The 14,371-nt window shown below is 68.4% G+C and carries 8 protein-coding genes; 5 read left to right on the top strand and 3 right to left on the bottom strand.

All coding sequences use genetic code 11. The annotated features are described in order from the left end of the window. Positions 1–118: 118 nt before the first annotated feature. The 5 genes from NN2_RS14740 to NN2_RS14720 all read left to right on the top strand — a co-directional run bounded on the left by NN2_RS14740 (position 119) and on the right by NN2_RS14720 (position 11,601). Positions 119–1,045 (top strand): ParB/RepB/Spo0J family partition protein, encoded by a 927-nt coding sequence (locus NN2_RS14740; protein ID WP_063910769.1) that lies wholly within the window; start codon positions 119–121, stop codon positions 1,043–1,045. A gap of 43 nt (positions 1,046–1,088) precedes the next feature. Continuing rightward, complete coding sequence (locus NN2_RS14735) at positions 1,089–3,332, top strand: MMPL family transporter (protein WP_063014029.1); 2,244 nt, start codon at positions 1,089–1,091, stop codon at positions 3,330–3,332. Between the two features lie 187 nt (positions 3,333–3,519). Further along, positions 3,520–9,834 (top strand): type I polyketide synthase, encoded by a 6,315-nt coding sequence (locus NN2_RS14730; protein WP_063910765.1) that lies wholly within the window; start codon positions 3,520–3,522, stop codon positions 9,832–9,834. Beyond that, positions 9,831–10,790: an AvrD family protein gene (locus NN2_RS14725; RefSeq protein WP_063014027.1), complete on the top strand. Its 960-nt coding sequence runs from the start codon at positions 9,831–9,833 to the stop codon at positions 10,788–10,790. Before NN2_RS14730 ends, NN2_RS14725 begins: the two co-directional genes overlap by 4 nt. Positions 10,791–10,821: 31 nt before the next feature. Beyond that, the gene (locus tag NN2_RS14720; protein ID WP_063014025.1) at positions 10,822–11,601 is read left to right on the top strand and encodes an ATP/GTP-binding protein; all 780 of its coding nucleotides are present in this window, start codon (positions 10,822–10,824) and stop codon (positions 11,599–11,601) included. A 63-nt stretch (positions 11,602–11,664) separates the two neighbouring features. On the opposite strand, the gene NN2_RS14715 is transcribed toward NN2_RS14720, so the two are convergent. The 3 genes from NN2_RS14715 to NN2_RS14705 form a co-directional block, all read right to left on the bottom strand. Further along, positions 11,665–12,624, bottom strand: coding sequence for a DUF5996 family protein (locus NN2_RS14715; protein WP_063014172.1), 960 nt, complete (start codon positions 12,622–12,624; stop codon positions 11,665–11,667). A 35-nt stretch (positions 12,625–12,659) separates the two neighbouring features. Beyond that, positions 12,660–13,532, bottom strand: a complete 873-nt coding sequence (locus NN2_RS14710) for an NmrA/HSCARG family protein (RefSeq protein ID WP_063014023.1) — start codon at positions 13,530–13,532, stop codon at positions 12,660–12,662. A 151-nt stretch (positions 13,533–13,683) separates the two neighbouring features. Continuing rightward, the coding region (locus tag NN2_RS14705) for a mycofactocin-coupled SDR family oxidoreductase (RefSeq protein WP_063014021.1) at positions 13,684–14,371 on the bottom strand (688 nt) is incomplete at its 5' end.

The raw sequence follows: 14,371 nt of genomic DNA, 5'->3' as shown, positions 1-14,371 counted from the left end.
GATCATCCGGCGCGCCTACGCTGTGACCGATCGGTCGGCCCGGCACCGGGTTTCGAACGGCCGGTTGCGGTCATCGGTGACCGGTCCCGTTCCGGACGAACTTCTTTTGGGGGCTGGAATGTCCGCTCAGCGTAAAGCGAACGTCGGCGCAGTGGTGCCGCTGACATCCGATGCGTGTTATCGAGTCGAACTGCAGCGGCTGCTGCCGGCGGATTCGCCGCGTTCCACCGGGGAGGATCGCCGCCACATCGTGCGGCTGGCCGAAAGCGAGTCGCAGTGGCCGCCGATCCTGGTCCACCGCGCGACCATGCGGGTGATCGACGGGATGCACCGCGTGCATGCGGCGCGGATGAAGGGCATGACCCATATCGAGGTGTTGTTCTTCGACGGCAGCGCCGCGGAGGCATTCCTGCGCGGCGTCGAATCCAATGTGGTGCACGGGCTTCCGCTGACGCTGCCCGACCGGAAGGCGGCCGCGGAGCGCATCCTGGAATCGATGCCCGAATTGTCCGATCGTACCATCGCCACCAGCACCGGATTGTCGTCGAAGACGGTGGCGCGCATCAGATTGCGTTCGACCGGGGAAATTCCGCGGTCGAACATCCGGATCGGCGCCGACGGCCGTTCCCGGCCACTGGATTCCTCCCGGCGGCGCCAGCAGGTGATCGAATTGCTCACGGCCTCACCGGATATGCCGCTGCGCGCACTGGCGGCGGCCGCCGATGTGTCGGTCAGCACCGCGCACGCCATCCGGAAGAAGATGCGCGAGCGTCTGTGCTCGGACGGCGATACCGCCGAAGGGCCCGATACCAATGCCCTACTGCTGCAGAAACTTACCCGTGACCCGGCCATGCGGGCGAGTCAGCAGGGACGAGATCTGTTGCGCTGGTTGCATTCCCATTCCATGAACCGCAAGATGTGGCCGCGGGTGGCCGAAGCGGTGCCGCCGCATCTGGCCGCGACCGTCGCGGAGCTGGCCAGCCGCAACGCGCGGGAGTGGCGTGCGTTCGCGGACCGGATCCAGTCCTCCGACACCGCCATCTGAACGCCCCGCATCCGTTTCGTCGCACTCCCGAGAGGTTCGGCACATGCTGTCCACCGTCGCCGCTTTCGCCACCCGACACGCCCGCGCGGTCCTCGCGGCATGTCTGCTGGTGGGCATCGTCAGCATCGCCTTCGGCGCCACCGCGCCGACGCATCTGAAGACGGGCGGGTTCTCGCCGCCCGATACCGAATCGGCACGTGTGTCGTCCTTCCTGGGCGACGAATTCCCCTCGGCCGTGCCGAATGTCGTTCTGCTGGTGCGCGCCCCCGGGGGAGTCGAGTCCGCAGCGGCACGGACGGCCGGTGAACGCGTGGTCGCGCAGTTGCACGCCGACCACCATGTCGACGCCGTGCAGTCCTACTGGCAGCTGGCGCCGGATCTGCGCTCGGCGCTGCGCAGCGGAGACGGCCGGGAGGCGCTGGTGCTGGCGCACGTCGCGGGGGACGACACCACCGCACCACAGCGTGCGGGCGCGCTCGTCGATCGGATCGGCGGTGACTACGACGGTGTCACCGTACTCGCGGGCGGTCAGGCCGTGGCGTTGAATCAGATGAGTGAGCAGGTGGTGAAGGATCTGATCGTCACCGAGGCGATCGCGGTCCCGTTGACCGGGCTGGCGCTGATCATCGTTTTCGGCAGTGTGATCGCCGCCGCGATACCCCTGGCGGTGGGTCTGTTCACCATCGCGGTCACGCTGCCGCTGCTGCGCATCCTCGCCGAGTTCGGCGACGTGTCGATCTTCGCGCTGAACATGATGAGCGCTCTCGGTTTCGCCGTGGCGATCGATTCGAGCCTGTTCCTCGTGAGCAGATTCCGCGAGGAACGCGCGGCCGGTCTCGACACCGGTGCGGCGGTCGTGCGCACCGCGCGGACCGCGGGGCGCACGGTGCTGTTCTCCGGTGCGGTCGTGGGGCTTTCGCTGTGCACGCTGCTGGTGTTCCCGCTGTATTTCCTGCGGTCGCTGGCCTTCGCGGGGCTCTCGGTACTGGCCGCCGCCGTGGTCACGACCCTGCTGCTGGTACCGGCCGCGCTGGCGGTGACGGCGCCGCACCTGCACCGGTTCGATCTGCGAGTTCCGTTGCGGCGCTGGGCTCGCCGACCGGCACCGAGCGGAGTGCCCGCGCAGCCGGCCGACACCCGCTGGTATCGGGTGGTGCGGGCGGTGATGCGCCGGCCGGTGCTGTCCGCGGTCGCGGTGGTGGCGCTGTTGCTGGTCCTGGGCACGCCGGCCCTCTCGATGCGATTCGGCTCCGCCGACGACCGCGTCCTGCACGGTGCGTCCAGTCACGAGGTCGGTGACGCGCTGCGCGGCGACTTCCGTGAGAATGCGATGGCGGCGGTGACCGTGGCGCTGCCCGGCTACGGCCTCGTCTCACCCGAGCTGGAGCACTATGCCGCCAATCTCTCCCGGGTCGAGGGCGTGACCTCGGTGTTGTCCGCCTCGGGAGTGTTCGCCGAAGGAACCCGGGTCGCGGCGGTGCCGGACGGGATGGGCACGCCGGCCGGAACCTATCTGCGCGTCGGCACCGAGGCCGACCCGTCGTCGCCGGCGGGCAACGATCTGTTGCACCGGATTCGTGACGTGCCCCCGCCGAGCCCGGCACTCTACGGCGGCGCCGCGGCCGAGAACGCGGATTCGGTGCACGCGTTGACCTCTCGGTTGCCGCTCGCGCTGGGCCTGATCGCCGTGTCGACCCTGCTCGTACTCCTGGCTTTCACCGGCAGCGTGTGGCTTCCGGTCAAGGCGTTGCTGCTGAATACCCTGTCGCTGTCGGCGACATTCGGCGCGATGGTGTGGATTTTTCAGGAAGGTCATCTGTCGGCAATATTCGGTTTCACGCCTACCGGATTTCTGGTTCCGACCATGCCCATTCTCATGTTCTGTCTGGCCTTCGGTGTTTCGATGGATTACGAAGTATTCCTGCTCTCTCGAATTCGTGAGGAATGGATTGTGACCGGAGACAACACCCGGTCGGTCGCGATCGGCGTGGCCCGCACGGCGCGCATTTTCACCGCCGCCGCACTGCTCATGACGATCGCCTTCGCGGGGATGGTGACCTCGCGGGTTTCCTTCATTCAGCTGTTCGGCCTGGGACTGGCGCTCGCGGTGCTCAGCGATGCCACCCTGATCCGCGGCATCCTCGTTCCGGCCCTGATGCGCCTGCTGGGCGCGGCCAACTGGTGGGGGCCGACATGGCTGCGGCGGTTGCCGGCCGGACTCGAGGGCGGGCCGGATCCGGATTCCCGGGCCCGGCCGGGGCCGGATCCCGTTCCCGTACAGAATTGACCGACAGAAAAATGCGCGAGGCGCCGGTACGCACCGGCGCCTCGCGCATTTGTGTGCGCTCGGAATTCGTTGACCGCTCCGAATCGCACACCATAAGCTGCACGCATCCGGTACAGGTGTCCGGAATTTGGACAACGCCGCGGTTCGTCCCGACGAATTCGGGCACTGTTCACAGCCAGGAGTGACAATGGTCGACATTGCGATAGTAGGTATCGGCTGCCGTTTTCCCGGTGGCATTTCCGATCCGAAAGGTTATTGGGATTTCCTGCTCGGGCGCGGCGACGGAATCGTGGATATTCCGCCGGACCGATGGAGCATCGATAAGTACTACGACCCGGATCCGGACGCACCCGGCCGGATGTACACCCGCCGAGGCGGCTTCCTCACCCAGCCGCTGTGGGACTTCGACGCCGACTTCTTCGGCATCGCCCAGCGCGAAGCCGCGATTCTCGATCCGCAGCAACGGCTGCTGCTGGAGGTCACCTGGGAGGCGCTCGACGACGCCGGGATGGCCGGGCGGGTGTCCGGCGGCCGGATGGGTGTCTATGTCGGCGGCTTCATCCTCGACAACGCGCTCGGGCGCAGCGGGCCGCTGGTGCGGTCGGCGATCAACAACCACACCGCGATGAGCGCCTCGCACACGCTGCTGTCCAACCGGATCTCCTATCTGCTGGATCTGCACGGGCCGAGCCTGACCGTCGACACCGCGTGCTCGTCGTCGCTGGTGGCCACTCATCTGGCGGTGCGGGCGATTATCGCCGGCGAGTGCGAGACCGCGATCGTCGGCGGCGCCAATGCGATGCTGCAGCCGGAAACCTTCATCTCCATGTGCAAGGGCCGGTTCCTGTCCGTCGACGGCCGCTGCAAGACGTTCGAGGCCGGCGCCGACGGCTACGGCCGGGCCGAAGGGGCCGGCGCGGTGGTGCTCAAGACGGTCGATGCCGCCGCACGCGACAAGGACCGGATCTACGCGGTGATCCGCGCGACCGGCGTCAATCAGGACGGCCGGACTATGGCCATTCCGGTGCCGAATCCCGTTGCCCAGCAACAACTCGCCGCGCAGGTCCGCGAGGAGTCCGGCATCGCGGCCCGCGACATCGGCTATCTGGAGGCACACGGCACCGGCACCGCGGTCGGCGACCCGATCGAGATGAAGGCGCTCGGTCAGGTCTACGGCGCCGTCGACGGGCGGACCGCCGCGGTGCCGGTCGGATCGGTGAAGAGCAACTTCGGCCACACCGAAGCGGCGGCGGGGGTGGCGAGCCTGATCAAGGCCGCGCTGACCCTCCACCACGGCACGGTCGCGCCGCACTTCTCGCTGTCGAATCCCAACCCGGAGATCGCGTTCGACGAATGGCGCCTGCGGGTGCCGCTCGACAGCGAGCCGCTGCCGGGCACCCCCGGGCAGCGTGCGGTCGCGGTCAACGGATTCGGCTACGGCGGCACCAACGCCCACGTGATTCTGACCGAGGCGCCGGCTTCGGCCGCAAGCCCCGAACGACTCGACGTACCGCGGATCGCGCCGCTGTCGGGCCGCTCCGAGGCCGCGGTGCGCCAGACCGCGGCGGAACTGGCCCGAACCCTGCACGACGACACCGTCGACTCGGTGACGGCGGCGCTGTGGACCCGGCGCGCGCACCATTCGCTGCGCACCGGATTCGTCTACCGCGATGCCGAGGATCTGCGTACTCAGCTGCACGACTTCGCATCCGGTGCGGGTAAGGCGCCCGCCCGCGCGGTCGGCGACGGTTCGGTCGAGCCGGTGTTCGTCTACAGCGGTATGGGCCCGCAGTGGTGGGGGATGGGCCGCGAACTGCTCACCGGCGACACCACCTTCGCCCGCGTGGCCCGCGAGGTCGACGCGGAATTCACCGCGGTGGCGGGCTGGTCGATTCTGTCGGAAATGCTTGCCGGGGAGCAGGATTCGAAGGTCGCGCAGACCGCCGTCGCGCAACCGGCGAACTTCCTGCTGCAGGTGGCGTTGACCGCCGAGCTCGCCGAGTACGGCGTGCGTCCGGCCGTGGTCGTCGGTCACAGTGTCGGAGAGGTCGCCGCGGCGTATGTGTCGGGCGCGTTGTCGCTGCGCGACGCGGTCCTGGTCAGCTATCACCGGTCCCGATTGCAGGCCACCACCGCCGGAACCGGGGGCATGCTCGCGGTCGGCATGCCCGAGGCGGACGTCCGGACCTTGCTGGCCGACAGCCCCGGCATCTCGATCGCGGCGGTGAACAGCCCCAGCGCGGTCACTCTCGCCGGCGACAGCGCCGATCTGGAGATGCTGCGCGATATGCTCTCGGCGACAGGGACTTTCGCGCGCATGCTGCGAGTCGAGGTGCCTTATCACAGCCATCTGATGGATCCGATTCTGGCGGATCTGGCCGACGCGCTGGCGGAGCTGACCCCGGGAGCGGCCACCGTGCCCAGCTATTCGACGGTCACCGCCGACGCGCTCGAGGGCACCGCGTGGACCGGGGCCTACTGGTGCCGCAACGTACGCGAACCCGTACGCTTCGCCGACGCGATATCGAGCCTGCTCGACGCCGGACATCGGGTCTTCGTCGAGGTCGGGCCGCATCCGGTGCTCAGCGGCAATATCCGCGAGCTGCTGATCCACCGCGGTGTGGTCGGCGCGGCGGTGAGCACGCTCTCGCGCGACCGCGACGACCGCCGCCACATCCTGCAGGCGGTGACGGACCTGTATGTCGCCGGTTCCCTCGACGGCACCAGGGTCCCCGGACATCCGGAGGCGGCGCGGTCGCCGTATGTCGCGCTGCCGAGCTACCCGTGGCAGCGCAAGCGGCTGTGGCACGACGAGCCGATCACGACGCGCGACAAACTCGGCGCCGCGAACAGCCCCGCGCTGCTGGGCGAGACCACGGCCGGCGCCGGATCGGAATGGGAAGTGCAGCTGTCGGTGTCGCGACTGCCGTGGCTTCCGGATCATGTCGTCGACGGCCATGTGGTGCTGCCCGGCGCGGCCTACCTCGACGCGGCCCTCAGCGCGGCGGCCGAGCGGACGGGCCGCAGCCGGATCGGGCTCGAGGACATCGAATTCGTCGCACCGCTGGTGATCGACGAACACGACGTCCCCGTCCTGCGCGTCACGGTGGAGGAGAGCACGCGGCGTTTCGCCGTCCACTCCCGCCCGGCCTCGGCCGAGGTCTGGACCCGCAACGCGGTCGGACGGCTCGTCGAAACCGATTTCGACACGGCGGTCGAACCGTTCGGCGCGCCCGAGGGAGCGGCCGTGGTGGCCGGCGCCGACCTGTACACGGGCCTGGCCGCGCGCGGTCTCGACTACGGCCCGGCGTTCCAGCGCATCGTCTCCGCGGTCATCGGCGGCGATACCGTGCTGGCCAGCGTCACCGGCGATGCGCCCGCGAATCCGGACCACCCGCACCTGGCTCATCCCGCGGTGGTGGACGCGGCGTTGCAGTGCGTCGCCGCGCTGGCCGCCGACAGCGGTCCCGACGCGGGCGCGATCGTCCCCGCAGCCATCGGCAGCGTCCGCCTGCTGGCCCCGCTGCCGCAGCGGCCCCGGGTGGTCGTCACCCGGCGCGGCACCGATCCCTTGCGCGCCGATATCGCCATCCTCGACGAGGACGGCGCGGTGTCGATGCGGATGACCGGGGTGGAGTTCCGCCCGGTGTCGGTGCGGCCCGATGTGGTCCATCAACTGGGTGGGGTGTTCTACCAGCAGGTGTGGGAAGAGGTCGACTACGGAGAGTTGCCTTCGGCGACAGCAGGATTGGTCGTCATCGGCATCGGCGCCGATACCGCCGAACGGGTCGCCGCCCTGGCCGGCGCGGACTCGGCGACGAGTGTGGTGCTCGCCGATGTGGACGAGATCGACGAGGAGCGGCTGCGTGCGGCGCTCACCTCGGCAACCGGTCCCCGGCACGTCGCCGTGGTGGCCTGCGGTGATGCGCCCGCCGACGGCACCGTCTACGCCCTCGCGCGGATCGCGGCGGTAGTGGAAGCGCTGCTCGCCGAGGACGATTCGACCGATCTGCGGTGCGTGGTGATCACCGAGCACGCCCTGTGCACGCCGTCCGACACGGCCACTCATCCCGAACACGGGGCGCTGGTCGGGGCGCGACGGGCGCTGCTCAACGAGCAGCCGGCGGCCGGATGGCGTCTGCTGGACCTCGACGGGGCGGGCTGGGACGACTGCCGCGCACTGGTTGTCGCCGACGACATCGGTGACGAGATCGCGGTGCGCGCGGGCACCCCCTGGGCCGTGCGGATCGCGCAGAATCTGGACGATTATCTGCGGCAGCGTGATACTGCCCGGCCGCTCACCGATCCGGAAGCCGGATTCGAGGCCGAGATTCCGCGTTCGCGGCTGCTGTCGGATCTCGCGTTGCGCGAATCCCCGCGGCGCGCGCCCGGACCGCGCGAGGTCGAACTGCGGATGGATGCCGTCGGTCTCAACTACAAGGACGCGATGAAGGTCCTGGGCGTGCTGACCGAGAAGGAACTCGGCGACACCTACTTCGGCATGACCGTCGGTATGGAGGGCTCGGGTGTGGTGACCCGGGTCGGGGCGGATGTCGACGAGGTCGCCGTGGGTGACCGGATGATGTTGTGCGCGGGCGACATCCTGCGCCGCTATGTGACGATGCCGGTCGACGCGGGCGCCTCGCTCCCGCATCGGCTCGATCCCGGCGAGAGCTACGATCCGCTCACCTGTGGTTCCGGATTGCCTTATCTGACAGCGGATTTCGGTCTGCGGACGCTGGCGCGGCTGCAACCCGGTGAGACCGTGCTCGTGCACGGTGCGGCCGGCGGCATGGGAATGGCCGCGGTGCAGGTCGCCCAGCACATCGGCGCCCGCGTCATCGGCACCGCCAGTACGGAATCGCGACGCGATCAGGTGCGGCAGCTGGGCGTCGACGATGTCCTGAACTCGCGGTCCGCGGGGTTCGCCGACGAGATCGCGGCCTTGACCGGTGGCCGTGGCGTCGATGTGGTCTACAGCTCCGCGCCGGGTGAGATCCTGCGTCAGAACTTCCGGGTCGCAGCGGAATTCGGCCGGATCGTAGATATCGGCAAGGCCGACATCTACGGCGGCGGTGTGATCGACCTGGCCCCGTTCGACCGCAACCTGACCTTCTTCGCGGTGGATATGGACCGGGCGCTGGCCCACGATCCGGAAATTCTGCGGGCGCCGCTGCGGATCGCGCAGCAGCGGCTGCAGGACGGCACCTACCGCTACCTGCCCTATACAGCGTATCCGGCGTCGGAGTTGCCGGCCGCGTTCGAAAGTGTCGCGCGCTCACAGCATGTGGGTCGCGTGGTGATCGATATGCGGGAGCAGGAGCCCGCGGTGCGGCCACCACTCGGGCATCCGGTGATCGACCCGGACGGGGTCTATCTGGTCACCGGTGGATTCGGCGGATTCGGTCTGGCCACCGCTCGCTGGCTGGCCCGCTCGGGAGCACGGCGGCTGGTACTGGTGGGCCGGCACGGCGCCGTCACGCCGCAGGCCGTCGCCCAGGTGGCGGCGTTCACCGAGGCGGGCATCGAGGTGGTCGAGGAACGCCTGGACATCGCCGACTACGCCGCGACCGTCGCACTGCTGCAACGGATTCGGAGCACCGCGCCGCTGCGGGGCATCTTCCACGCCGCCGGTGTCGTGGACAATCTGCCGATTCCGCAGATCACGCGCGACTCGCTGAGCGGATTGTTCACCAAGGTGCGCGGCGCCTACAACCTCGACCGCGCACTCACCGCGACCGGGATCGAACCCGACATGTTCGTGCTCTACTCCTCGATCAGCGCGCTGGGCTGCATCACACCGCAGGTCGGCTATGCGGCGGCCAATGCCGCACTCGACGGTCTGGCCGCGAGCCGGCGTGGACGTGGTGCCGCGGCGCTGTCGGTGAACTGGGGCTTCATGGCCGGTGGCGGTATGGCCGACGGCAGTGAGGCGCTCGTCGGGTACGTCAAGATGCTGGGCTTTCGCCCGATCGATATGGATCGCGCGACGGCGTTGCTCGCGGAATGCCTCGCGCTGGACACCGCGCAGGTCGCGGTCGCCGATATCGACTGGGGTGTGTGGGCGAGCGGCGCCCGGCCCTCGGTCGAGACCCGGCGCTTCCGGCAACTGCTGGCCGATGCCGGTGTCGGCGGTGAAGGGCAGGGCAGTCTGCGTGGCGAGGTGATGGCATTGCCGCCCGAGCAGCGCGCCGATTTCGCGGCCCGCCAGCTCGCCGAGCAGTTGGCAGTGGTGCTGGGCGTCGCCGTCGAGACGGTCGATATCGACGAACCGGTCACCAATGTGGGAATGGATTCGCTCATGGCCATGGAATTCGGCGCTCGTGCCGAGAAGTCACTGGAAGTGAAGATCTCCGCGCTGGAGCTCAGTCGCGGACTGTCGTTGCGCGGCATCGCGGCCCGGGTGGTCGAGCGGTTCGGCGAAAGCTCCGCGAGCGAACCGGTGGCCATCGTCGCCGCCGGTCCGGCCGACGATCCCGACGACGAGGCGGATGCGGCATGAGTACCGGACAGATCGCCTATCCCGATATCGATACGGTGCTCGGAGATCGGACCGGCCGATTCTTCGGTGAAGGCTACAAGCGCATCGGCCACGAGATCTTCGACATCACCGTCGAGCCGCGGCCGACGGGGCCGGCACTGACCGCCGTCGCCGGGGTGCGCTACCCGCTGGACTGGTCGCAGAAGAGCACCCGGGTGCTCACCCCGCATCTGAGCAGCATCGACTGTTCGATCTTCGGGTACCGGCTGCTGGCGGTGATCCTGCGCGAGTGCGGTCTGAGCGATGCCGACATCAGCCGGTGCTGGATGCCGTTCGTGCAATTCAGCAGCGGCACGGTCGCCACCGAGAACCTGGACCGGTTCCCGATCGAGGCGGCCGTCACGGGCAGTACGGCGAATACCTTGACCATTTCCGGATCATTCGGCAGCACAATGGAATTGGAGGCCGTTGTTGCGCTGCCCACCCCACCCCGGTTCCCGGCGCCGGGTCCGGCGCGGACGGTGGCCGAGCCGGTGGGCGGCTACTCGCACGGTCCGGTCTACGGGCGCAGCCAGTACCTGCGCGATATCCGCCTCGACGGCGAGGGGACCAGCGCGAGTGCGGAATTCACTCTCTCGCTGGAGGATTCGGACGCGTCGGGCACCGGAGTCGCCGATTTCTACCAGCCCTCGATCACCTTGGTCGACGCCACGGTGATCCTGGCGCAACTGTCGCAGGTCGTGCTGTACGAGCTGGACAATATCGCCCGCAAGGACAGTGAGACGTTGTGGATGCGCCGGATGACCGCGCGGGCGGAGGCGCCCCCGCCGCCGTACACGCCGGGTTCGGCGACCACGCGGATGGCGCGCTCGATGGTTCTGGGATTCGGCGGGGGTAAATGGCGGATCTCGAATTGGGAGTCGGAATTCGCCGGCTGTTCGATCCGCTACGACCTCGCCCACCAGCTACCGGCCTGATCTCGAAAAAACCTCTCTCGAAAGGCTTTCCATGTCCGGAACAAACTATCGGCGCATCGTCGTCTCCGGCACGTACTCCACCGGTAAGACGACCACGTCCACCGCGCTGGCGCTGCTCACCGGCATCCCACGGGTCGACGCCTCCTCGGCGCGCGAGGTGGTGACCGAATTCTTCCCCGGGATGCGCTTCCAGGATCTGAACACCACCGAACTGATGGCGCTGGGCTTTCGCCGCCTGGAGTTGCGCATCGAGGCCGAGACGTTGCTCGAGGCGCAGGGCAACGGTTTCATCGCGGACGGATCGGTGCTCAACGAATGGGTCTACGGTGCGACCCGCCTGATCACCGGCCCGAATCCGGGGTCCACCCGCTTCCACAAGATCGTCAAGAACACCGTGACCCTGCCGGGCCGCCCGTTCTTCCGGCGCTACCTGGACGCCTACGGCGAGATGGCGCGCCAGCGCGCCCGCAAGGGCTACGACATCTTCTTCCACCTTCCGGTGGAGGTGCCGATGGATCCCGACGGACATCGTCCGGTGGACGAGCGCTACCGTGCGATCTCCGACAGCAAACTGCTGCACACCATCAGCGAGCTGGGGGCGCCCGTGGTGACCGTGCGCGGCACACCCGAACAGCGGCTCGAGCAGATCGTGAAGGTGCTCGACATTCCGACCGTCATGGATATCGATGTGGCGGTGAAGGAGGCGGTCGAGTTCGTCCGCACCAGCCGGGAACGGGTCCAGGAGATGATCATCTCCCAGGCGCAACCGCACACCCTGGGACGTAAGCTCCGCTTCGCCGTGCGGGTGTAGCGCGTCGGACCCCGCGGCCGGCTCGCATCGGTGCGAGCCGGCCGCGGCGCTGTGTCGCGTCCGTCAGCGCAGCGACCAGGGCGCGGCCGCTTTCTTCTCGGCCCACCGATGCGGATCGCATTCGAGTTCGGCGCGATCCCACCGGCCCAATTCGGCTGCGGCCGCATATGTTTCGCGCAGAAAGGCCGCGACCACGGCGTTCGGATCATCCGCCGTCCGCACGGTCTCGTACGGAAGGACGAATTCCCCCAGCGCGGCGTCGTAGCCCGCCCCCGGCACCTGCAGCTGCCGCTCGCGGTAGCCCTCGGGTTCGGGATATGCGTAGGCGTAGAACGCGCCTTCCTCGCCGCCGCCGGGCCAGAATCCGCAGCTGCTGAGTTCGTGGGAATACCCCTCCACCATGACCCAATCGGCACAGTGCGGCGCACCGCCGCCGTGTTCCGGCGCGGTTCGCCCCGAAAATCGGGTATAGGCGAGATCCATTGCGCCCCAGAAGAAATGCACCGGACTGGACTTGCCGACATATCCCGAACGGAATTCGCCGAGCGCGCGATTCGCATGCACGAGCTGGCGCCAGAACGCTCGCGCGGACTCCGGATCGTAGGAGGCGTGCCGGGTATCCTCGGCGAACGGAATGGACGGATCGACCTCGTTCGGCCGCCCCTGAATCCGCGTCCGCAACCCGAGCTCGTCGAGCGCCTGCATGGTTTCGGCGTAGAACTGCGCCACAGTTTTCGGTGCGAGCGCCACACTGCGCATATCGCCGGTGTCGGCGCGGATCACCAACCGATCCGCGAGAAAGTCGAATTCGATATCGAACAGCCGATCACCGTAAGGAATCGCCGGCGTCATCAGCCCCCGCGGGCTCACGAAAAGCGTGACCTGCCACCAGTGATTCAACAACGGAGCATGCGCGAGCCGAACCTTCCCCACGATCTGCATCCACATATGCAGGGTCTCCCGCGTCTGCGCCCACTCCGCAACCCGCAACCGCGGCCACGCGGTGGAATTCGTCTCCGACATATCGATGGTCCCTTCGTTGTCGATGTCGATTCGAGTCACGGATTGCGAGGAGATTCCGCCGCTACCGCGGGAAGGGTCCGTAGCGCCCAGCTACGAAACGACGTCCACTCGACCTCGGGCGTCGCGCGATGCAGAGCCTCGATGTCGACGCGGTAGCCGCCGGCGTCGAGGAATGCCCACATGGCGTGCATATCCGGATTGCCGATGGCCTCGAGCGACGTCTGCCGATGGACGACGGGCCGGCCCAGCGCGTCACCGATGTCGGCGGCCATGTCGGCGGGTGTGGGGGCGTCGCCGGCCAGTTCGACGCGCTCGCCGAGATAGCGGTCCGGCTCGCGCAGTACATGAGCGACGAACTGCCCGAGATCTTCTCGCGCAAGCTGCTGAAGCGGGCGATCGGAAGGTATGGGTAGCTCCAGCACGCCGTCGAGAAGCTCCCGGCGGCCGCCGAGCGCGTTGTCGAAGAAATATGTCGGTGCGACGACGGTCGCCGGCAGACCACTGGCCGTGAGTTCCTGCTCGATCACCGCTTTGCTCTCGAAATGCGGAATCATCGTGTTCTGGTCCGCCGACGCCACGGAACTGAACACCAGATGCGGCACCCCCGCATCGCCGGCCGCCCCGATGATCGCCCGCCCCTGCCGGACCTCCGCATCCACACCCGTCTCGAACGGTGTGGTCAGGGCGAACACGCCCGCGACATTCGCCATCGCCGCCGCGAGCGCGGCCCGGTCGTCCAGCGATCCGCTCACGAGTTCCGCGCCGCGCTCATCGAGCTGCTGCGCCCTACGACCCTGCGGATCGCGCACCATCGCGCGCACCGCCACCCCGCGCGACAGCAATGCGTCGGCAACGGCGCCGCCTTGTCCCCCCGTAGCTCCGAGTACCAATACTGGCGGATGTGTCACCGCACTCCAATCCGGTCGATTGGTCAGAAGTACCGACAGGCTACGTCAGCGCAATCGAGAGTGACGCGACCTACACCACCGGCGCCGAACGTGTGGTGGACGGTGGGGGGGCACCGAGTTGTGACATCCGGCCGCTCGAGCGCTTCGGCAGTCATCCCAGGAATCCGCCGTCGGCGTGCACCACAGTTCCGGTGACGGCGGCGGATTCGGGGGTGCACAGCCATGCGATGGCGGCGGCGACCTCGTCCGGCTCGAGGATGCGGTCGAGGAGTTGGTGAGAGGCGAATTCCTCGACGGTGTCGAGGTGGTAGATGCGGGCGGTTTCGGTGAGCAGGGCGGTGCGGGTGGAGCCAGGGGAGACGGCGGTGGCGGTGATGCCGGTGCCGCGCAGGTCGTGAGCGAGTCCCTTGATCAGACCGACGACGGCGTGTTTGGCCGCGTTGTAGCCGGAGAGATGCCACATGCCGTGATGGGCGGCGGCGGAGGCGAGGGCGATGAAGCGGCCGGTGCGAGGTTCGGGGCGAGCGAGCATCGCGGGGATGGCGACCCTCGCGAGGTTGGCGATGCCGTGGACGCCGATGTCGAACATGGGCTCCCAGTCGGAGTGGGTGGTTTCCCACAACGGCCGGCCGCCGGTCATGACGGCCGCGGCGGCGACGGCCGCGTCGAGCCGGCCGAACCTGTCCAGCGCGATTTCGACTGCGCCGCCGAGGCTTTCGACGTCGCGCACATCCGCTTCGACATCGACGACCGTCCCCGCGTGCGCGGCGGCCACCGCCGCGAGTTGGTCGCGGGTGCCGAGCGGGTAGCCGAGAGCGGGATCGTCGCGGCAGATGTCG

The organism is Nocardia nova NBRC 15556, from assembly GCF_001613005.1.
In the GTDB taxonomy this organism is placed as follows: Bacteria; Actinomycetota; Actinomycetes; order Mycobacteriales; family Mycobacteriaceae; genus Nocardia; species Nocardia nova.
The sequence above is the reverse complement of the archived record's forward strand: the minus strand, read 5'-3'. Positions and strand labels throughout refer to the sequence as shown.